This is a genomic window from Kribbella sp. NBC_01245 (assembly GCF_036226525.1).
Classification (GTDB): Bacteria; Actinomycetota; Actinomycetes; order Propionibacteriales; family Kribbellaceae; genus Kribbella.
Map to the genome: position 1 here is coordinate 5157892 of NZ_CP108487.1, position 21177 is coordinate 5179068.

Annotated in this window: 18 protein-coding genes; 8 read left to right on the forward strand and 10 right to left on the reverse strand. The window is 68.0% G+C overall.

Features of this window, described 5'->3' with window-relative positions; genetic code table 11:
• The first annotated feature begins 77 nt into the window (after positions 1-77).
• Positions 78-1766 carry an arginine--tRNA ligase gene (gene argS / locus OG394_RS23230; RefSeq protein WP_328989145.1) on the forward strand — a complete coding sequence of 563 codons (1689 nt, stop codon included), beginning with the start codon at positions 78-80 and terminating at the stop codon, positions 1764-1766.
• A gap of 46 nt (positions 1767-1812) precedes the next feature.
• On the forward strand, positions 1813-2799 hold the full coding sequence (locus OG394_RS23235; RefSeq protein WP_328989146.1) for a GNAT family N-acetyltransferase: 987 nt from the start codon (positions 1813-1815) through the stop codon (positions 2797-2799).
• 82 nt (positions 2800-2881) lie between these two features.
• On the opposite strand, the gene OG394_RS23240 is transcribed toward OG394_RS23235, so the two are convergent.
• A complete protein-coding gene (locus OG394_RS23240) occupies positions 2882-4363 on the reverse strand; it encodes an MFS transporter (protein WP_328989147.1) in 1482 nt (493 codons plus the stop codon).
• Between the two features lie 166 nt (positions 4364-4529).
• On the opposite strand from OG394_RS23240, the gene OG394_RS23245 reads away from it, so the two are divergent.
• Complete coding sequence (locus OG394_RS23245; RefSeq protein WP_328989148.1) at positions 4530-5102, forward strand: TetR/AcrR family transcriptional regulator; 573 nt, start codon at positions 4530-4532, stop codon at positions 5100-5102.
• 24 nt (positions 5103-5126) lie between these two features.
• On the opposite strand, the gene OG394_RS23250 is transcribed toward OG394_RS23245, so the two are convergent.
• On the reverse strand, positions 5127-5720 hold the full coding sequence (locus OG394_RS23250) for a helix-turn-helix domain-containing protein (protein ID WP_328989149.1): 594 nt from the start codon (positions 5718-5720) through the stop codon (positions 5127-5129).
• 68 nt (positions 5721-5788) lie between these two features.
• On the opposite strand from OG394_RS23250, the gene OG394_RS23255 reads away from it, so the two are divergent.
• Entirely contained in the window at positions 5789-7045 is a 1257-nt protein-coding gene (locus tag OG394_RS23255; protein ID WP_328989150.1) for an MFS transporter, read from the forward strand.
• A 52-nt stretch (positions 7046-7097) separates the two neighbouring features.
• On the opposite strand, the gene OG394_RS23260 is transcribed toward OG394_RS23255, so the two are convergent.
• The 5 genes from OG394_RS23260 to OG394_RS23280 all read right to left on the reverse strand — a co-directional run bounded on the left by OG394_RS23260 (position 7098) and on the right by OG394_RS23280 (position 11104).
• The gene (locus OG394_RS23260) at positions 7098-8357 is read right to left on the reverse strand and encodes a DUF2786 domain-containing protein (RefSeq protein ID WP_328989151.1); all 1260 of its coding nucleotides are present in this window, start codon (positions 8355-8357) and stop codon (positions 7098-7100) included.
• 112 nt (positions 8358-8469) lie between these two features.
• Entirely contained in the window at positions 8470-8868 is a 399-nt protein-coding gene (locus OG394_RS23265; RefSeq protein WP_328989152.1) for a hypothetical protein, read from the reverse strand.
• The gene (locus tag OG394_RS23270; RefSeq protein ID WP_328989153.1) at positions 8852-9610 is read right to left on the reverse strand and encodes an SDR family NAD(P)-dependent oxidoreductase; all 759 of its coding nucleotides are present in this window, start codon (positions 9608-9610) and stop codon (positions 8852-8854) included. The genes OG394_RS23265 and OG394_RS23270 overlap by 17 nt, the downstream gene beginning before the upstream one ends.
• Positions 9603-10856: an AMP-binding protein gene (locus tag OG394_RS23275; protein WP_328989154.1), complete on the reverse strand. Its 1254-nt coding sequence runs from the start codon at positions 10854-10856 to the stop codon at positions 9603-9605. The genes OG394_RS23270 and OG394_RS23275 overlap by 8 nt, the downstream gene beginning before the upstream one ends.
• Positions 10853-11104 (reverse strand): acyl carrier protein, encoded by a 252-nt coding sequence (locus OG394_RS23280; RefSeq protein ID WP_328989155.1) that lies wholly within the window; start codon positions 11102-11104, stop codon positions 10853-10855. The genes OG394_RS23275 and OG394_RS23280 overlap by 4 nt, the downstream gene beginning before the upstream one ends.
• Before the next feature lie 216 nt (positions 11105-11320).
• Here OG394_RS23280 and OG394_RS23285 point away from each other — a divergent pair, with 216 nt between their 5' ends.
• Positions 11321-13465 (forward strand): hypothetical protein, encoded by a 2145-nt coding sequence (locus OG394_RS23285; protein WP_328989156.1) that lies wholly within the window; start codon positions 11321-11323, stop codon positions 13463-13465.
• A gap of 26 nt (positions 13466-13491) precedes the next feature.
• On the opposite strand, the gene OG394_RS23290 is transcribed toward OG394_RS23285, so the two are convergent.
• Positions 13492-14766, reverse strand: coding sequence for an ATP-binding protein (locus OG394_RS23290; protein WP_328989157.1), 1275 nt, complete (start codon positions 14764-14766; stop codon positions 13492-13494).
• A gap of 84 nt (positions 14767-14850) precedes the next feature.
• Positions 14851-16398: a glycoside hydrolase family 10 protein gene (locus OG394_RS23295; protein WP_328989158.1), complete on the reverse strand. Its 1548-nt coding sequence runs from the start codon at positions 16396-16398 to the stop codon at positions 14851-14853.
• A 153-nt stretch (positions 16399-16551) separates the two neighbouring features.
• Between OG394_RS23295 and OG394_RS23300 the strand changes: the two genes are divergently transcribed.
• The 3 genes from OG394_RS23300 to OG394_RS23310 are packed head-to-tail and all read left to right on the forward strand — an operon-like array spanning position 16552 to position 20409.
• A complete protein-coding gene (locus OG394_RS23300) occupies positions 16552-17073 on the forward strand; it encodes a GNAT family N-acetyltransferase (RefSeq protein ID WP_328989159.1) in 522 nt (173 codons plus the stop codon).
• A 4-nt stretch (positions 17074-17077) separates the two neighbouring features.
• A complete protein-coding gene (pseI, locus tag OG394_RS23305) occupies positions 17078-18136 on the forward strand; it encodes a pseudaminic acid synthase (protein ID WP_328989160.1) in 1059 nt (352 codons plus the stop codon).
• An 11-nt stretch (positions 18137-18147) separates the two neighbouring features.
• Positions 18148-20409, forward strand: a complete 2262-nt coding sequence (locus OG394_RS23310; protein ID WP_328989161.1) for a hypothetical protein — start codon at positions 18148-18150, stop codon at positions 20407-20409.
• A gap of 269 nt (positions 20410-20678) precedes the next feature.
• On the opposite strand, the gene OG394_RS23315 is transcribed toward OG394_RS23310, so the two are convergent.
• On the reverse strand, positions 20679-21080 hold the full coding sequence (locus OG394_RS23315) for a GtrA family protein (protein WP_328989162.1): 402 nt from the start codon (positions 21078-21080) through the stop codon (positions 20679-20681).
• Between the last annotated feature and the right edge of the window lie 97 nt (positions 21081-21177).

Below are 21177 nucleotides of genomic sequence, written 5' to 3' on the forward strand. Positions count from 1 at the left end.
GCCTGCGACGACGACGCTCCGTCTGAACACCTCAGTCTTTCCTGTTCCGGTGCGTCATCTTCCCTTGAGGACTCCTCATGTCGTCCGTTCTGCCTGTCCTGTCTGCTCGGCTGTCCACCGCCGCCACCGAGGCCTTCGGGCTGACGCTCGATCCTGAGCTCCGGCCTGCCACCAAACCCGAGTTCGGCCACTTCCAGACCAACCTCGCGTTGCGACTGGCCAAGCCGCTCGGCCTTGCCCCACCGGCGATCGCGGCCACGCTGGTCGAGCACTTAGTGGTGGACGACCTGTGCGTGCCGCCGACGATCGCCGGGCCCGGCTTCGTCAATCTCGAGCTGCGGACCGACGTACTGGCCGCTGCTGTGAACTCGCCGGCCGCCTTCGCGCCAAGGGGCGAACGGGTGGTGGTCGACTACTCGCAGCCGAACGTGGCCAAGCAGATGCACGTCGGCCATCTCCGGTCGACCGTGATCGGGGACGCCCTTTGCAACGTGCTCGCGTACGTCGGCTACGAGGTGATCCGGCAGAACCACGTCGGCGACTGGGGCACGCAATTCGGCATGCTGGTCGAGCAATTGCTGGACGAGGATCCGGCGCAAAGCCTTGACCTGGAGTCGTTGCAGGGGCTCTACCAGCGGTCGCGGGCGCACTTCGATTCGTCCAGCGAGTTTGCCGATCGGTCCCGGGCTCGGGTGGTGGCGTTGCAGTCCGGCGATGCGGGGACGCGGGCGCTTTGGCAGCGGATGGTGGACGTTTCGTTGGTCGAGTTCGAGCGGTTGTACGCCCGGCTCGGCACGGGTTTGACCCCGGCGGACGTCGTCGGCGAAAGCGCGTACAACGACGAACTCCCTGACGTGGTTGACGATCTGACGGCCGCGGGGTTGCTGACCGAGTCGGGTGGCGCGTTGTGCGCGTTCCTGCCGGGCTTCACGGGTCGGGACGGTTCGCCGTTGCCGGTGATCGTGCGGAAGTCCGATGGCGGTTTCGGCTATAGCGCGACGGACCTCGCGGCCGTACGGCACCGGGTGCGGGAGCTGGAGGCTCAGCGGATCATCTACGTCGTCGATCAGCGGCAGGCCCTTCATTTCCGGCAGATCTTCGCGCTCGCGGCCGCGGCCGGGTGGTTGCCTTCGACAACGATCGCGGAGCACGTCGGCTTCGGCACGGTGCTCGGGCCGGACGGAAAGCCGTTCAAAACCAGATCGGGTGACACCGTCCGGCTGGCCACTCTGCTCGATCAGGCAGTCGAACGGGCGACCGCTTTGCTCGACGAACGCGGCGCACCGATCGACAGCAGGGCCTCGATTGCGCAGGCTGTTGGGATCGGCGCGGTGAAGTACGCCGACCTGTCGAGCGATCGGGTCAACGACTACGTGTTCGCGTTGGACCGGATGGTCGCGATGACCGGCAACACCGGGCCTTATCTGCAGTACGCGCATGCGCGGTTGACGCGGTTGCTCGCGAAGGCCGATGCGGGTCCGACGCTCGTCACGGTGCTCGAAAACCCTGTGGAACAACGGCTTGCGCTGCAGCTCGACGCCTTCGCTTCGACAGTTGAACAGGTCGCCGAGACGTTGCAGCCGCATCGCTTGTGCGGGTATCTCTTCGAGCTCGCGACGACGCTGTCGGCGTTCTACGAGTTGTGCCCGGTGCTCACCAGCGAGGGCGAGACCCGGGCCAGCCGGCTCGCGTTGTGCGCCGCCACCCGGCGGGTGCTGGGCGACGGCCTCGGCCTGCTCGGCATCACCGCGCCCGACAGCATGTAGCGGAAAACCCAGTGCCGCGACGGGCTGAGCGTCGTACCTTGGCGCTATGGGGACGACACAGGAGTGGCCGGGTGGGGTTGAGGCCCGGCCGTTGAGCAAGACGGATACCAAGGCGTGGGCAGAGTTGCTGGCCGCGGCCGAGGCGGTCGACGACACCGGCGAGCACTACAGCGTGGAGGATCTCGACGACGAACTCGAAGACCCGAAGGTCAACATCGCCACCGACACCATCGGCCTCTGGGTGGACGGCTTCATGGTCGGGTACGGCGGCGTCCGCGGGCCGGACGAGGTGCTGGACGTGCATCGGGTCATGACCGAGGGAACGATCCATCCGGAGTGGCGCCGGCGCGGTCTCGGTGGTGCGCTGCTGACCTGGCTCGCGGAGCGCTCGACCGGGTTGCACCAGGAGCGTCATCCGGAGGCGCCCGGCGAGATCAACAACGGCGTCCCGAGCACGAACACCATCGCCCGGGACATGATGGTCGCGCGCGGTTTCGAGCCCTGCCGGTACTTCTTCACCATGCAGCGCCAATTCCAGGCCGACCCGATTCCGGCGACACCGCTGCCGGACGGCCTGCGGCTGGTCGTCTTCGACTGGCCGTACGACGAGGCGCTGCGGCTGGCGCACAACGACGCCTTCCGCGACCACTGGGGTTCGACACCGAAGGACGCCGAGACCTGGAAGACCTGGTTCACCGGCTCTCGCGCCTTCCGGCCGGAACTCAGCTCGATCGTTCTCGACGGTGACGAGATCGCCGCCTACACCCTCGGCTACGAGTACGTCGCAGACACCGAGGCCACTGGTGTCAAGGAGGTCTACGTCGGCCAGGTGGGAACGCGGCGCGAGTACCGCGGCAAGGGCGCTGGTCGTGCCGCCCTCGCCCAGGTGCTGCGACTGGCCGAGGGCCTCGGCTTCCAGCGGTCGGCCCTCGACGTCGATGGCGAGAACCCGACCGGAGCGCTGGGCCTCTACCAGTCGCTCGGCTTCACCACCACCAAGCAGTCCATCCGCTACCGCCGGGCCATCGCCTGATCGGATTGGTGGACGGGTGCGGGCGGCTCCACCTGGTGCCGCCCGCACTTCGTGTTAACGCCCTGCGCCGAAGGCGCAGGCGCTAGATGTGGCTGTCCGTTGGGACGGCCGGGGCCTCCACTGCGACGGGCTTCCGCTCCCACGGACGTACGGCGAGTAGAAGCGCTACAAGTGTCAGCACCGCGAAGACGGTCGAAGCGGCGAAGGCCGTACCAACACTGTCCGCAAGCACCTCTCGCGCACCCACGACGCCGTCAGCCACAGCATTGCGCGAGGCCGTCCCGAAGACCGTGACCAGGATCCCGAGACCCAACGCTCCACCAACCTGCTGCAACACGTTGAGCAGGCCTGACGCGGCACCGGCGTCCTCAGGCTGTACGCCGGTGAGGGCGTGACTGGTCAACGGTACGAAGACCAGGCCGGCGCCGAGACCGAACAGCACGAGCGGGCCGACGACCGCCGTGGCATACGAGCTGTCGACCGAGATCTGCATCAGCCAGACCATGCCGATGACGAGCATCGCGCCTCCGGCCAGCATCAGCCGGTCGCTGCCGATCCGGTCGATCACCCGCGGCACCAGCCGTACGGTGACGAACAGCAGACCCGTCAGCGGCAGGAACGCCAGCCCGGCCACCAGCGGGCTGAACCCCAGCACGCCCTGCAGGAACTGCGTCAGGAAGAAGAACATCCCGAACATGGTGCCGACCACCAGGAACATGGCCAGGTACGCCGAGACGCGTGTCCGATCCGCGAACAAGCGCAGCGGCGTGATCGGATGCGCCGCACGCCGCTCGACCACCACGAACGTGGCGAGCAGGGCGACACCGACAGCGAACGCGGCCAGCACCTCGGGCGCGGTCCAGCCGATCTCGGCCACCCGGATGAAGCCGTACACCACGGCGGTGATGCCGACGGTTGACGTCAGCGCACCAGCGATGTCGAACCGGCCCTCTTGGCGAGGCGTCTCGGCCAGACTGCGACGAGCCGCGATGACCAGCGCGATCCCGATCGGCACGTTGATGAACAGCCCCCAACGCCAGGACGCCCAGTCGGTGAGCATGCCGCCGACGACCAGACCGATGCTGGCGCCACCGGACGAGACCAGGCTGTAGAGGCCGAGCGCCTTGATCCGCTCCGGCCCCTCCGGGAACGTGAGCATCAGCAGGGTGAGCGCGGCCGGAGCCGCGATGGCGCCACCGATGCCCTGCAGAACGCGAGCAGCGAGCAACAGCTCGGCGCTTGGTGCGAGACCGCCGAGCAGGGACGCGGCGGTGAAGATGGTGACACCCGTGATGAAGACCCGGCGCCGCCCGAGCAGGTCGCCGGCGCGGGCGCCGAGGAGTAGCAGGCCGCCGAAGGCGAGCGCATACGCGTTCTGCACCCAGGAAAGGCTCGCCGGGCTGAAGTCCAGCGCCTGCTGGATCTTGGGCATCGCGATGGTCACGACGGTGCCATCGAGAATGACCATCAACTGAGTGATGACGATGACCGCGAGCACGATGGCCGAACGCCGTTCGGGCACGCGGGTACCGGCGCCCGACGGCGCCTCTGATGTGACCGGCATGAGCAGGTTGCTCCTTCCCCCGAAGGGGTTAAGGTAGTTCCGAGCAGAAAAGTGGAGCTCTCCTCCGGATACGATACGGAGGTGCCCTCCGCTTCTGCAAGTCATTTACGAACTGGGTTTATTCCCCAGCCGGTTCAGATCGGGATCGGGAGAGGTCGGTGAGTCGATGAGCGAGCTGCGCAGCAGCATTCCGCTGACGTGCGAACGGCCGACCCGAGCGGACGCCGCCCGGAACTACGACCTGCTGGTCCGCGCCGCCCGCGAAGCGTTCACCGAGCACGGCGCCAGCACCTCACTCGAGGAGATCGCCCGCCGCGCCGGTGTCGGTATCGGCACGTTGTACCGCCGTTTCCCAACCCGGACCGCGCTACTCGAAGCGGTGTACGTCGAGGAGATCCAGTCGGTCTGCGACCAGGCCTACGATTTCGCCCGCGACCTGCCGCCCTACGACGCCCTCTCGGCCTGGCTGCACGCCATCGCCAGGTATGCCAACTCCAAGGCCACCCTCGCCACCGAGCTGATGGACGCCATCGGCAAGGAGTCGGAGTTCTTCAAGGCCTGCAAGGTGAACATGCTCGACGCCGCCGGGCTGCTCTTCGGCAACGCCGAGAAGGCGGGCGTCATCCGCCCCAACCTGCAGGCGATGGACGTCCTCCGCCTCACCGGCTCAATCCACGACACCGACCCGGACCAAGCCGACCGCATGATCGACATCATCGTCGCCGGCCTCCGCCCCTGACCCCCACCGCGCCCCTGGTGAGTATCACGACTCGTTCGCTGGGGCGTCGTGCTCACCGCGACCGGGGTGCGGCTGCAGCATGGAGAAGTGGAGATAGGTGCGCCGCTCGGTCGAGTCGTCGGCACGGGTGCGCCTCGCCCACCGGTCGAGCACCTCGTGCAGCTCGTCGGTCAGCTCGCGCGCCTCGTTCTTGGTGAGCAGCAGTGCCGTGTCGCTGATGCTGCGATGGACGCGTTCGTCGCGCTCGTCCTCGTAAGCCCGGCGCACCAGGTACTGGGCCCAGGCGGTCGCGTTGTGCCGGAACACGTCGGCGGCGGCAGCGCCTCCGGGCTGTGACGCGATGTCGTCGAAGTTGATCGAGAGGCCGCCCTCATGGGCGACCCGCCAGACCCGGTCGCGCTTGTCGCGCGCGGCAGCGGGGTCCTCCTCGACGAGGCCGTACTTGGCCAGCTGGCGCAGGTGGAAGCTCGCCTGATTGGCAGGGATGTCGAGCTCGCGGGCGATGTCGGCGGCGCGGAGCGACCCGTGCGCACTGAGCTCGTCGAGGATCCGGTTGCGCACCGGGTGGGCGATCGCGCGCAGCACCTTGGGGTCGTGGAGAGCCTTCAGCTCGGGCATGCCGCTGATCTTAGCAAATTGCGCACGCACTATTGCGCACTATTCGTTGCGCAACATATGGTGCGCATATGCCTTCCTATCGCAGCCTCGCGCACAACCGTGACTTCACCGCCCTGTGGATTGGCCAGACGGTGTCCAGCCTCGGCAGCCGGATGAGCATGTTCGTCTTCCCGCTGCTCGCCTACGCCCTCACCGGGTCGGCTGTGCTGGCCGCCGCCGCCGAGGCGGTGCACCTGCTCGGCGTCGCAGGCACCTTGCTGCCGGCGGGTGTCGTCGCCGACCGGGTCGACCGGCGCCGCGTGATGCGGGTCGCGAGCGGCTCGGGCGTGCTGCTCTACGCCTCGCTCGCCGTGGCCGGGATCGCCGGGCACCTGGTCCTGGCCCACGTGTTGGTGGTCGCACTGCTCAGCGGCGTGTGCGCCGGGCTGTTCGCGCCGGCGGAGACGTCGGCGGTGCGGGCCGTCGTGTCGACCGAAGACCTGACCACCGCCCTGTCGCAGAACCAGGCGCGCGAGCACATCGCCGGGCTGCTCGGTGCACCGCTCGGCGGTGCGCTGTACGCCGTTACGCGCTGGCTCCCGTTCGCCGCCGACGCGATGACGTACGCCGTGTCGTGGGTGCTGCTCGGGCGGATCAGGACCGACCTCTCGCCGGTGCCTTACGACGGTCCGCGCAAGCGGGTGCGCGACGACCTCACGGCGGGTGCCGGGTTCGTGCTGGGCCGGCCGTTCTTCCGCACGATGCTCGCCTGGTCGGCGCTCACCAACCTCGTCGTCAACGCGCTGTTCTTCGTCGCCGTACTGCGGCTCATCCAGGACGGCGTCGACCCAGTGCACCTCGGCCTGGTCGAGACGACGGCCGGAGCGGCCGGCATCGTCGGCGCGGTGCTTGCGCCGTGGATCATCGAGCGGTTCCCGACCGGAGGCCTCACCGTGGTGATCGCCTGGAGCTTCTTACCGCTGCTCGTGCCGATGGCGCTGTGGAACAGCCCCGTCGTCGTCGCGGCTGCGCTCTCGATCGTGCTGCTGCTCAACCCGGCCGGCAACGCCGGTATCGGCGCCTATCGGATCGCGGTGACCCCGCGCGACCTGCTCGGGCGTAGCCAGTCGTTCATGCAGTTCACCTCGATGTCGATGATGCCGATGGCGCCTGTGCTGGCCGGGCTGGCCCTCTCGCTCCTCGGAGGGGCCGGCGCGATGCTCGCCTTCGGACTGCTGGTGGCACTGGTCGCGCTTATCCCGACACTGAGTCCCACCGTGCGCTCGGTGCCGCGGCCGGAGGTGTGGCGGGCCACGGCCGCCGAGGCCGACCTGGTCGCGGTGTAGACCGATCCCCCGTGGACACCAGTAAGGTCGGCGGCCAGCTGCGGCAGATCGGTCAGGCGGAGCGGATGGCGGGGTTGGCGTCGAGGCTTGCCTGGTCGGCGGCGTTGAGGCCGGCCAGCCAGCCCGCGCCGCTCGATATTCGGGTCCGGCGGGTGGTGGTGTTGGGGAAGAGCGTGGTGAGCAAGGCGGTCACCTGTTGCTCGCGTTTGGCCAGCACGGGCAGCAGCGCATCACCTTGCTCGGCCGCGACCTCCGCTTGGGTGGCGTCGACGGCCGCTTGCAGGCGCTCCCCGACCCGCTGCGCGTAGGCGACGAAGAACGCGCGCCGGAAGGCCTGGGTCTTCGCCTCTGCCTTCTGGCGACCGCGGGCGCGTTGGCCGGTCGCGAGCAGAGCACGGTTGGCTTGCACCAGCAGCGACGTACTGAGGATCTCGGTGAGCTCGAGATCCAGCTCGGAGCCGACCACGGTCACGAAGGGCGGCCGATCGGTCATCACCGCGTGGCAGCGATTGACGTCCGCTACGGCGCCGACGAGCCGCGATTTGGCCGTGGCATAAGGCGATTCCATCCAGATCCGGCGGGCGGCCGAGTCATCGCTGACCTCGGCAGAACCGTTGCCCTGGGCATCGACGAGCGCCTGGTCCAGGGAGAACTTCGCCATCAGCTCCTGGGCCTTGGCCGACAGCGCGTCCGCCTCGTCGGGGAACTCCGTCGCCTCGGCCTTCGCCAGCAGCCCGCGGATCCGGCCGAGCACCTTGTCGTCACCATGCGTCCGCCCACCCGGCCGCCGGTCACGGCCGGAGAGCGGCAGGTAGGTCCCCGGCAAGGGCAAGAGGCGCGGCAGCACCGGCAACGTGAGCAGGAAGGCCGCCAGCTTGATCACCGCGTCGATGGCGAGATACCTGCCCTGGCGTCGACTCGTCGCCCACGCGGTCAGATCCAGCGGGTCGAAACTCTTGCGCAGACCGAGCCCGGCCAGCTGATCGACCCATTGCGGTGCGAGCTTGGCGATCGGATAGGCGTGTTGCTCCGAGCCGATGGCCGGCGCCAGCAGCGGCAGCGCATCAGGCTCCAGCTCACGGCGGCCGAACTCGGCCAGGTCATTGGGCTGCCAGCCACGACCCCACGCATCCCGTATCAAAGCGTCCAGCAGCAGCCGCACGGCCCGGTCGACCTGCGGTTTGTCGATCTCGTCGAACCGCCCGAGCTGCCCCGCGAAGGTCTCCCCACCACCCTCGCCCGCCGCCGTCGCGATCGCCGCCGCGCGGAACACACCCACGATGTGCTCATCCGTCGACTGGTTCACAACCACCACCCCATCCTCCCGCACTGAACCGCAAGCCCCCGATGACCCGCGATGCAGAGAATGTGCAGCGAAGAACCGACTACCGCAGAACGAATTTCCACCTTGTGGATAACACTGATCACGAGGGCGCCATCGCCACCGTGACGACCAGCTCGCCACTTGAACTGGGCAGCCGCAACGTCCGCCAGACGCCTTCGAACGAGGCCGGCACGTCCAGCCCGTGCTCGGGCCACCACGCCAGCATCGGCACGTCCGCCAGCTTGCAAAGGCACTCCGCCCGCGTCCAGCGAGGCCAGAAATCCGTCTCGCCGAACCGGCGGGCGAGTGGGGCCGGCACCACCTGGTCGGCGTACTCCGCGTCGATCACGACGGTCCAGCCCGCGGGCGGTTCGCCGTACCAGCCGACGCAACGGAAATCGGGCAGGTGCGACCGCGTGATCGCACCCGCCATCTCCGCGACGGAGCCCACTCTCAGGTAGGACTCCGCCTGGGTGAGCAGGTCAGATGGAGGCGGCACCGTCGATGACCAGAACCTGGCCATTGATGTTGGTGTTGTCGAGTAGCAGCATGCGCACGACCGGGACGACCTCTTCGGGCTCGGTCAGGTGGCCCGTCGGCGTACGACGAACGATCTGGTCGAGCTGGGTCTGGCCGAGCACCGCGGACATCTCCGAGGCGAAGAAGCCGGGCGCGACCGAGTTGGCCAGCACGCGGCCGCCGAGCTCACGGGCCAGCGAGCGGGTCGCCGAGTCCATCCCGCCCTTGGTCGCCGAGTAGGCCACCAGACCCGGGTAACCGCGCTGAGCGCAGATCGAGGTGACGTTGACGATCCGGCCCTTGAGGCCCTTGGCCATCATCCGGCGCAGCACGAACCGGGTCAGGATCAGCGGTGACGTCAGGTTCGTCTGGATGATGCCGGCGATCTGCTCGGCCGAGGTGTGCACGTGCAGCGAGTCCTGACCGACGGCGGCGTTGTTGACGATGCCGTCGATCGGGCCGAGCTTGGTCTCGACCTCCTTGACGAAGGCCTGACCGGCCTTGGCGTCATTGATGTCGACCGAGCCGACGTGCACCTGCTCGGGGAACTTCTCCGCGAGAGCGGTCAGCTCCGGCGTCACGGTGCGCGCGAACGCGGCCACCTTCACGCCGGCCTCGATCAGGTCGCTGACGATGGCCAGGCCGAGGCCGCGAGAGCCACCGGAGACCAGCACCACGGACGACGGCGGCACCTGGGTCGGTACGGCTACGGAATCAGACATCGCTCTTCAACGTCTCCTTCGAAGGAATCTCGTCCAGGAAGCGGATCCGGCGCGGCACGCCGTAGTCCGGCAGCCTGGTCGTGCACCACTGCACCAGGTCGGCATCGGTGATCGGGCCCATGCCGGGATCGAGCACCACCTCGGCGGCGACCATCCGGCCGACGATCGGGGCCTTGCGCGCGAACACCCGGGCCCAGGCCACGGATGGATGCGCCATCAGCACATTGCGGACGAGTCCGGCCGACACCTTGGAACCGCCGACGTTGATCTCGTCGGTGTCCAGGCGGCCCGTGATCAGGACGCGGTCGTCGACGAACTCGACCCGGTCACCGGTCCGGTGCGCGCCTTCCAGGCCGGCTCCGTGGTGCGGCGAGCTGATCACCAGCTCGTCACCGTCGACCGACAGCAGCGGCCGCTCGGAACCCGGCTCGGGCGTCCGGTCCAGCCAGGCCTTGGGGAAACCGGCCAACCCGTCGTGCACGACGATCGACGCGCCCACCTCGGAGGAGGCGTAGATCCAGGAGATCCGCGCGTCGGGGAAGATCTCGCGCAGCCGATCCAGGATCGCCTGGTCGACCGGCTCACCGCCGAGGGTGATCTGCTCGAGCGGCACGGCGGCCAGCGCCTCGGTATCGCGGTAGATGGTCTGGCGCCAGAACGTCGGCGTCCCGGACGCGGCGGTGACACCGTGCGCGGCGGCGATCTTCGGCCAGGACTCCAGCTCGGACGGCTCGATCACGACCAGGGCCTGATCGGCCTGGGTCAGCGAGAGCGTCACGACCTGCCACCAGGCGTAGGTGCCGGGCGAGTAGGGGCAGAGCCAGGTACGCGGCTGCTGCTGGCCGCGGACCGTGGTCAGTGACTCCAGGGTGTGGCCGATCCGCTTCGGCCGGCCGGTCGAACCCGAGGTCAGCAGCCAGACCCGGCCCGACTCCTCGACCCGCTTCAGCTTGGCCGGGGTGACCGAGTGCTCGTCGGCGACCGCGGTGACGACCGCGAAACCGGACTCGCCGAGCTCCTCGCGCATGGCCAGGTCGACCCGCGAGGAGGTGGCGACCAGCAGCTCGGTGCCGTGCACGGCGTGATGCCGGACGGCCGCGAGCGCGTCGGCGCCGTTGTCCACCAGCACGGCGGCCGGTGACGGCAACTGCGGCAGCTTGTGCAGCGTGCGCCAGGTCAGCGTCTCACCACCGACGACGACGCGGTTGTCGTCGCCGATCAGCGCGGTCGATCGACGGGCGGTCACGCCGACTGCAGCTGCTCGATGAAGTCGAGGACGTCACCGACCTTGGCGATCTGCCGGAGCCCCGGTGCGTCGAAGTTCAGCTCGTCGCCGATCTCGTCCTCAACCCGCAGGGCGAGCTCGGAGAAGTCGAGGGAACGGAACCCGATCTCCCGCAGGTCGGCAGCGTCGTCGGCCGGCAGGACCTTGCCCTGGGCCTTCATCACCTCGCCCATCAGGTCGCGGATCTGGCCGCGCGTCAACTCACTCATGGGGCCAGAGCCTATCGCTAGCAGGCCGCCGCACCGGAATCGTGTAACCCCGATCCCCCGGCCTGCCGTGGCGAAGGTGATCTTCGGCACAACACCGGGTGGTTGCAGGTTCCTGCAACCGGGCAACCAAACACCTGTGACAGTCCGTCTTCAGGGGGTGATCCGCCGCAACAAAACGGGTCGGGATCGCGTCTAGTGATCGTGGAGGGGGAAATCGTGGCGCATGTCGCCTACTTGGTCATCGTGCTGGGTCTGCCCGGCACGGTGTTCTGGCGACGGCTGACCGGCGGCAGCGGCTGGCTGACCGTCGACATCTTCCTCGGCGCGATCTGCGGGGTCGCCCTGGAGTGCCTGCTCTACCCGCTCGGCCGCTGGCTGGGCATGCCGTTGTTACCACTGGTGATGCCGCTTGTGGCCGTGATCGTGACCGCCATCCCGGGCAAACGTCCGCCGCGTGGCCGGTTGCTGCCGTGGTGGTCGTTGGCCGGTGTGGCCGCGGCCGTTGGCGTCCTCGTGGTCTGGTTTGTCCGGGCCGGATCCAAGTTCGTGCCACTGGCCGGTGCCGGCTCCCTCCGGCCGAACTCCGATTCGCCGTACCAGCTGGCTCTCGCCGCCGAGCTGACTCACCACTTTCCGCCGCAGGTGCCGTACGTCGCGAGTGAGCCGCTGACGTACCACTGGATGGCGTACAACCACATCGCCTCGGCGCACTGGATCACCGGGGCCGAGCTCGACGTGCTGGTCGCCCGGATCGTGCCGCTCGAGCTGATGCTGCTGCTCGTGCTGGGCACGGCGGCAACGGCCGTGGTGCTGTCCGGAAAGGCCGTCGCCGCGCCGATCGCGGCCCTGCTGACCGTGCTCGCGGGCGACCTCGCTCCGTGGCCGTGGACCATCAGCGCCGGCGGCGTGTACGCCGATGGCCCGCTGACGTTCAGCCAACTTGTCAGTCCGACTCAGGCCCTCGGCGCGTTGTTGCTGATGCCCTTGATCGCGCTCACCGCGATGATGGTCCGAAAACCGCCGCGCGGCGGCAGCTGGGTCGTCGCGCTGGTGCTGATCACCGTCCTCGCCGTCGCGAAGGCGTCGATCCTGCCCGTGTACGCCGCTGGGCTGGTGGCGGCCTTCCTTTACCGGCTGATCCGGTTCCGCAAACTGGACGACATCGCGCTGGGCCTGGTCTCGGCCGTGGTCGTGCTGTACGGCGCTGCCTTCATCCTGGTGATGCGCGGCGAATCGCACGGGATGACCGTGCGCCCCGGCGCGACCTTCACCGCCTTCCTCACGCCGATGTTGCCCAAGACGGTCAGTATCGGTGAGGCCCGGACGGTGCTCGTGATGCTGACCGCCGGACTGGTGCTGGCGTGGTTGCTGCCGCTGGCCGGGGCATTCCTGGCCCGCCGGCAGACGCCGGACGATCCGATGGTGCCGTTTCTGGTGGCCGCGGTGATTGCCGCTGTCGTCGCGACGGCCTTGTTCTGGCAACTGACGTTGTCACAGATCTTCTTCGTCCGTGGCTGTTTCGGCTTCGGCGTACTGATGGCCGCGTGGGGCCTGGCGAATCTCGAGCGCCGGCATCTCGCGATGGCCGTGCCGGCGGTGGCGATCGGGGTTTTCGCTGTCCTGGCGGGCCGCGCCGCGCTGGACGACGGCAGTCCCAAGTCCTGCGCGAGCCTGACCTGTGTCGAGACGGTGTTCGCCATTCCTCCACTGGTCACCGCGGCCACGGTCGGCGTTGGCGTGCTGCTGCTCGGGCTGCTCCTGCTCGTGGTGTTACGCCGGATGCCCCGCCGCGCCTGGGCCACCCTGCTGGTCGCGGCCGCGATCGGCACCACGTTCTCCCCGACGGTCGGCACCATCAACGCGGGTGCGTCCGCGCCGTTCGGCAAGTTCGACACGATCGCGCCCGGTGGTATCGACGCGGCCCGGTTCATCCGCTCACACGGCGGGCCGAACGATCTGATCGCGACCAACATCCACTGCGTGCTGCCGACCAAACCACCGTGCGCCGCCACGTCATTCTGGATCCCGGGTTATGCCGAGCGCCGCGTGCTGGTCCAGGGCTGGGCCTACACCGCCAAGGCCAACGCTCGCACCGAACGAGCCGCCGCCCTGGCCGGCCCCTTCTGGGACCAGCAACTGCTCGCGGCGAACGACGCCGTCTTCACCAGCCCCACCGTCGAGAACCTGCGTTACCTCCGCGCCCGGTACGGCGTGCGCTGGCTCCTGCTCGACGAGCGCGTCAACCCAGCCCCCGGCGCCCTCGACGAACTAGCGGACCTCCGCTACCAATCCGGCACCGTCCGCGTCTACGAAATCCCCGACATCCCCACGCCCCGCCCCAACCCCGACCTGCCGAACTGACCGGTCGGCACGTCCGGTGCCGACCGCTAAGGCCCAAGCAACGCGGCCGGAACCACTGCGATCCCGTCAGGTCGCCGATACGCGTACGGCCCGGTCGTGATGACCACGGCATCCAGCAGATCGGGCCCGATCTGGTCCCGCAGCCACTTCAGATGAACGACATCTGAGTCCTCCACCTGCTGTGCCAGCTTGACTTCGACCGCCACGATCCGGTGATCCGCGCGTTCGACGATCAGGTCGACCTCGTGATCGCCATTGCGGGTTCGGAGATGGTGAAGTCTTGCCTCCGCTGCCTGCGCGTAGACCTGGAGGTCGAGGGTCACCAAGGCCTCGAACAGCTGTCCCAGCAGGACTCCGTCTCGAACCCGAGGGGAACCCGCAGCCGTGCCGTCCAGCAACGCGCCGGCGTCCGCGCCGAGCAGTCGGGCAGCTAGCGCGGGATCAGCCAGATGGTGTTTAGGTGCCGACCCCAGCCTGGTGAACTGATTCCGGAATGGCAGCCAGGCCGGCACCGGCTCAAGCAGCCAAAGCTGGGCGAGCACGTCCCGATAGGCCATTGTCGTGTCTTTTCCCGGCTTGTCGGTCCCTCCCGCCGTCGCGGCGTCGAGAATCGACGTGTAGGACGCAGTTGTCGCGGTGGCTGCTGCATAGGCGGCCAGCCAGGCCCGCAGCGTCTGCGGCTTCCGTACTTGGTGCCCTTGTTCAGGAAAGTCACGCGCGACGATCCGGTTGATGTAGGCATCCAACTGCGCACGGCGTACCTTCGGCGGCAGATCCCGGATGCCTGGAAAGCCTGACCGCACGATCTCGTCGGCATATTGAGACAAGCCGACCGTGGTCTCACCGTCAATCGTCGCGTTATCTCCATCCAGAAGACGCCTCAGACTCACCGTGGGAGGGGCGACGAGACGCTCCGCCAGAGACATCGGCCTCATGCGTAGGCTCACGATTCGACCTGCGCCGGTATGCATGGGGGCTTGGATCGGGGCCGCGCTCCCCGTGAGCAAGTACCGGCCGGGCACCTGTTCACGGTCAACACTCCGCCGAACCGTGTCCCAGATGCCGGGGTAGAGCTGCCATTCGTCCACGAGAACAGGCGGCTCAACCGCCTCGATTCGCAGCGGCTCAGCAGCCAGCAACTTCCGTTGGACCGGATCGTCCAGCGCGAATACGGAGTTTGCCCGCCTGGCGGCAGTCACCGTTTTTCCTACAGCTCTCGGGCCCTCCAGAGCTGTCGCGGTCAGACCCGGCAGAAGTTCATCCAGCTCAGCGTCGATAACACGCCTAACGTAGTCGCCCACCTCCCTAACCTACCATCAGCAGGCGTTCTACTAGTCGATTAGCAGGCGCTCTACTGGTCCATTAGCATGGCTTCTACTGGTCCATTAGCCGGAGAAGGCTGGGATGGGGTGGCTTTCGTTGGCAGTGCGGTCTAGGGCTGTGACGAAGTAGAGGTAGTGGGTGCCCGGGGTCGCGGTCGTGTCCGTGAAGGTGGTGCCGCGGAGGGTGGTGAGGAGGTTGCGGGCGTCGTTGTCGGGGCAGTGGTCGCCGCCGAGGATGGCGCGGCGGTAGACGGCGTACGACGTGGTGTCGGTTGAGCCGGGCTGCCAGGTCAGGCGTACGCCGTCGGCCTGACGTGAGGCTCGTAAGACCCGGACGGGCCGGGGCGCCGTGGAGTCGAGTGCGGGCATGGCCGGGATCAGGGCCGGCCGGGTGTACCAGGTCTGGTTGAGCAAGGTGGTAGCGCCGAGGCGGTCCGCGCGTACGTCTTTGGCGGAGAAGTAGATGTCGCCCTTCACTTCAGGGATACCCGCGTTGAAGGCGAGGTGGTCGCTTAGTTCCTTCGGATCGGCCCAGTCCGGGGACTGCGTCGACGTACCGACCTTGTAAGTGGCCTGGCCGATGTAGAGGTGCACGTTCGTCCCACGCACCTGCTCGGCCCACCACGGCACCAGCTTGCTGTAGTCGGCCGGCGCGAACCCCTGCGCCCAGTAGACCTGCGGAACGATGTAGTCGATCCAGCCCTCGCGAACCCAACGACGCGTGTCGGCGTACAGGTCGTCGTACGTCTGCACACCCGCCGTCGTCGGCGAGCCGAGCGGATCCGTCCCCGCGTTACGCCAAACCGCAAACGGTGAGACGCCGAACTTCACCCAGGGTTTGCGCGTCTTAATGAGCTGCTGGAGTTCGGAAATGAGGAGATTGATGTTGTTCCGCCGCCACTCGGCGATGGTCGGGAAGCCCGCGCCATGCTCGGCATACGTCGCCGCGTCCGCGAAGGTCTGACCTGCCACCGGGTAGGGGTAGAAGTAGTCGTCGAAATGCACGCCGTCGATGTCGTACCGGGAGACCGCGTCCATGATCGCGGACTCGACCAGCTTCCGCGCCGCGGGAATGCCGGGGTTGTAGTAGAGCTTGCCGCCATACGTGACGACCCAGTCCGGGTGCTGCCGGGCGGGGTGCGACGGCACCAGGTCGTTGATGTTCGTTCCCATGGAGAGCCGATAGGGGTTGAACCAGGCATGCAGCTCGAGATTGCGCTTGTGCGCCTCGGCGACCGCGAACGCCAGCGGGTCGTAGCCGGGATCGCCGCCCTGGGCTCCGGTCAGGTAGCGCGACCACGGCTCGATCGTCGACGGCCAGAACGCGTCGGCCGTCGGGCGGACCTGCAGCACGACCGCATTGTGGTTCTGCCGGACGGCGTCGTCGAGCCAGCCGGCCAGTTCGGCCTTCTGCACGTCGGCGCTCAGGCCCGAGCGGGATGGCCAGTCGATGTTCACCACCGAGGCGATCCAGCTCGCCCGGAACTGCCGCTTGGGCGTCGCCGGGTTCGCCGTACAGCCGCTCGGGTCAGCCACAACCGAAGCGCCGGCGGGGATGGGCAGCAGGGCGGCCACCAGGGTCAGGCCGAGGGTCGCGATGAGGCGTCGCATGTCACTCTCCAACGAATTCCGCGGGGCGTTCGAAAGATAGTCACACACCTTCCCGCCCGGGTGGAAGGTGTCGAGTGGCAGCGAGTACAGCGCCGTTCCGCCGAGCCGGTAGCGTGGGGGCCGATCATCGAGTCTCGAAAGGGTGGGCGGACAGTGCTGCGCAGGGCCACGGACGGCGATGTCGACACGATGCGAATCCTGCGCAACCAGCAGGCCAACCTCGAAGTCAGCATCAACTCCCATGAGATCACCGCCGAGGAGCACGCCGCCTGGTGGGCGAAGGCGTCGCTCGACGAGACCCGCCGCATCCTGGCGTACGAGCGCGAGGGCGTCGTCGCGGGCTTCGTGACGTTCTTCGACCTGGAGCTGGACGCAACACCCCGGACCGGCGCCTGGGGTTTCTACCTGGACAACGAGGGCCTGGCCGAGCGCGGCGAGACGCTGCCGGCCTGGATCGGGGTCATGAAAGAGGCGACCGGCTACGCGTTCGACGAGCTGGGCCTGGACGAGCTGCGCGGTGAGGTGCTTGAGCACAACACCGTTGTACGACAGATGAACCGGCGGTTCCGGTTCGTCGAGGGGGAGCCGGAGATCCGGCTCGCCGATGGCCGGGAGATCACGGTTCTCCCGATCAGCCTGCACAAGGACAACCGGCGCAAGCCGAAGGGAAACTGAGAACGTGAGTGCATCGCAGACGATCAACTTCGGCCATGTGCCGGTGGGACCGGAGCACCAGCCGCTGATCATCGCGGAGATGTCCGGCAACCACAACGGTGACCTGGAGCGGGCGCTCGACATCGTTCGCGCGATGGGCGAGACCGGCGTGCAGGCGCTGAAGCTGCAGACCTACACGGCCGACACCATCACGCTGGACGTCGACCTGCCGGCCTTCCGGCTACCCGCCGACCACAAGCTGTGGCCGGACGCGCGGTTGTACGACCTCTACCAGGAGGCGCACACCCCGTGGGAGTGGCACGAGCCGATCTTCGCGCTCGCCCAGGAGCTCGGCATGCTGGCGTTCTCGTCGCCGTTCGACCCGACCGCGATCGACTTCCTGGAGAAGCTGAACGTGCCGGCCTACAAGGTCGCGTCGAACGAGATCGGCGATCTGCCGCTGGTTCGCGGCATGGCCGAGACCGGTAAGCCGATCATCATCTCCACCGGCTCCGCCACGCTGATCGACATCGACGCCGCCGTCCGCGCCGCCCGCGAGACCGGTAACGAGCAGATCGTCGTGCTGTCCTGCACCGCCAGCTACCCGGCGCCGCCGGAGCAGTCCAACCTGCGCTCGATCCCGGTGCTGCGCGACGCGCTCGGCCTGCAGATCGGCCTGTCCGACCACACCATGGGCATCGGCGCCTCGATCGCCGCGGTGGCGCTCGGCGCGACCGTGATCGAGAAGCACGTCACGCTGTCCCGGGCCGACGGCGGCGTCGACTCGGCGTTCTCGCTGGAGCCGGCCGAGGTCAAGGCGCTCGTCGAGGGCACCAAGATCGCGCAGCTGGCACTGGGCGAGCCGAAGGTCGGGCCGAAGCAGGCCGAGCAGAACGTGCTGCGCTTCCGCCGTTCGCTGTACGTCAGCCGCGACGTCAAGGCCGGCGAGAAGGTCGCCGCCGACAACGTCCGGTCCGTGCGTCCGGCCGGCGGCCTGGCACCCGATGCCTTCGGTTCGGTCGAGGGCCGCGAGTTCCGTGTCGACGCGGTGAAGGGGACCCCTCTCACCTGGGACATCCTCTGAACCTCGTCGCCTTGGCGGGCCGCCTCCTCCAGGGTCTGCTCCGGTGGCTGGCACCGCTGACCGCGATCGCGTTCACCTGGATCGCGCTGCGGCACTACGAGGTCTCGTACGCCGACTCGGCCAAGCTGACCGCATACCTGGTGTTCGGGGTGACCCTGCCGGGCATGCTGGTCTGGCGCCGGCTCCGGCGGCGTACGGACGTGTTCTACCTGGACGCGGCGGCCGGCTTCGCGGTCGGCTGCGCGATCCAGCTCGCGGTGTACCTGCCCGGCCGCTGGCTGGGCGTACCCGAGGTCGTGGTGGTCGCACCGATCATCATCGTGGTGGCCTTCCTGACCGACAGCCGGTTGCGCCGCTGGTGGCGGGGTTCGTCCAAGGGCAGTGTGTGGGGCGCCTGGATCATCGCGCTGGTGGTGATCTTCGGCGTCGCCATGCTGTCGATCGACGCGTTCCGGTCCGAGCCGCTCGAGGGCTACGGCGCCGGTTACGTGTACGTCGACATCCCGTTCCACCTGGCGCTCGCGGCGGAGCTCAAGCACCACGTGCCGTTCCAGACGCCGTACGTGTGGGAGCTGCCGCTGCAGTACCACTGGTATGCCCACGCGCATGTAGCCGCGACCAGTTGGGCGACGGGCGTGGAGATCGAGACGCTGATCCGCCGGGTCGTGCCGATCACGATGCTACTGGCCGTGACCGTCGGCACTGCGGGCCTCGCGCAGAGCTGGGCCCGTCGCCGTTGGACCGGCCCGGTCGCGGCCGCCGTACTCATCGGCGTCTCGTCGGTCACCTTGTACGGCTGGAACCGGCACACGTCCGGCACGGTGCTGGATACGCCTTGGTGGGCCAGCCCGTCGCAGTCGTTCGGCCAGGTGATGGTGATCCCTGCGATCGCCTTGCTGGTAGGGATCGTCCGCGGCCGGAAGATGCCGAAACCCGGCGTGTGGATCTTGTTCACCCTGTCGGTCGCCGGCGTAATGGCCGCGAAGGCCACGATGGTTCCGCTCTTGCTGGCGGCGGTCGTCGCGGCTTTCGCGTCCTGGCTGGTCTTCCGGGGCAAGTTCCACCTGCCGAGCCTGGTGGCGCTGGTGATCGTCGTCGGCGGTCTGGCCTTCGCGCAGTTCGTCATCTTCGGTGGCGCCTCGCAGGGTACGACGATCCGCCCGTTCGACACGGTCCACCGGCTCCTGCCGTTCTGGGGATTCCGGACCGGCCCGGGCGACAGCTGGTACGCCGGTGCGACCGCGGCCGGCGCCATCGTCGACGTGTACGGCTATCTCCTGCTGGCCGCCGGGTTGTTCGCCTTCGGCCGCAGGCTGCTGGTCAACCCGGGGATCGCGTCCCTGTTCGCCGTCACCGTCGCGGGTCTCGGCGCCGCCATGGTTTTCGTGCAGCACGGCAACTCCGAGCGCTACTTCACGCGATCCGCGGCCGCCCTGATGATCCCGATGGCCGTCTGGGGGGTCGCGCTGCTGATCCGGCGGTCGAAACCCTTGCGGGTCAAGGTGATCATGGCCGTCGCCTTCATGATCGGGCCGTTCCTGGCGCTACTGATCGGCTGGCAGACTTTTCCCAAACCACTCGCCTCCGGCCCGAAGCAGAACTGGCAGGCCCTCGGCTACATGCTCGGGCCGATTTCCGCCGCCATCGGGATCGCCCTGCTGATCGGGGCCTTGCTGTCGCTGCTAACCAAGCGGCTGGGCGCTCGCGCCTCGGCGGCCGGGCTGGCCTGCATCGTCTTGATGGGAATGGGCGTGCTGCCGACGTACCGCGTGGTCGCCCGGAACGTGCAGGCCGTCGAAGCGAACGGCCTCGACCACGTCATCACCCGGGTCGGGCCGACCGATATCCCCTGGCGTGGTGAGGAAGCAGCGCGGTTCCTGCGGGCCAACTCGTCACCGGACGACCTGGTCGCCACCAACGCGCACTGCCGCATCCCCGAGCGGATCCGTTGTGACGCCCGCGCCTTCTGGCTGGCGGGTTACTCCGAACGCCGGATCCTCTTGGAGGGTTGGGCTTACACCGTGCAGGCGAACCTGGCCGAGGAACGCGACGGCGCCCTGTACGGCCGATTCTGGGATCCCGAACTGGAAGCCCGCAACGACGGCGTCTTCCTCGACCCCAACCCGAACTCCGCCGCCATCCTCAAAGACCGCTACGGCGTCGACTTCCTCTTCGTGGACAAGCGCTTCGGCGAGGTCGACGAAGACAAGATGAACGTCATCGCCACCAAAACGTACGACCTGGGCGAATCCCAAATCTGGCAGCTTCGCTAGTGGCCCGTGTCCGGAGTTGCTTGAGTGATTGCGGTGTTCAGGTGCGTGCATCGCGGTGCTGGAGGAGCGTCCTCGATGCGGAGCATCGTGGATGGTTCTCCAGTGCCGCGAGGTGCGTGCCTGGGCGCCGCAAGCGCCAAGCAACTCCGGACACGGGCCACTACTAGCCCTGGGTTGCCATCCGGTCACGATAAGGGCGATTTGGGGCCCTGGAGCAACTCTGTGGTCGGCGAGTGCATCAACATAGTGTGAGTACATTCCGCGAGCAGCTAGGCGAAGGTCCAGAACCTGTGCAAGAGGTAAGACACCACAGGCTGGATGGCCAGCATGATGAGGGTTGCCAGCAGCACCGGCACTCCGACCACCTCGATCAGGAATGGCAAGCCCACCAACGCGGTCACCAGACCCACCAGATAGACCGTGTAGAACTTCCAGAACCCCCGCAGCCACGTCTGGTCCGATCGGCCGAACACGAACGTCCGGTAGACCGGGTAGACGATCAGCGCTGTCGACAGGTTGGTGGCCGCCGTCACCACGAGGTAGGACACCGTGCCTTCGAGCAGGTGCCAGCCAAGCCAGAACAGACCGAAGTACAAGACATTTGTCCCGGCCCCGACAAACAGATAACGGACGCGGTGATCACCGATGACCTTGGCGCCCAGCTCGCTCACTGAAATGACTAATCCCCTCGGGTCCTCGACGGAACTGGTTCGTGTCGGTGGGATACTCGGCACGTCCCCGTCTTCCCAGGCCTACGCCACCCCGGAA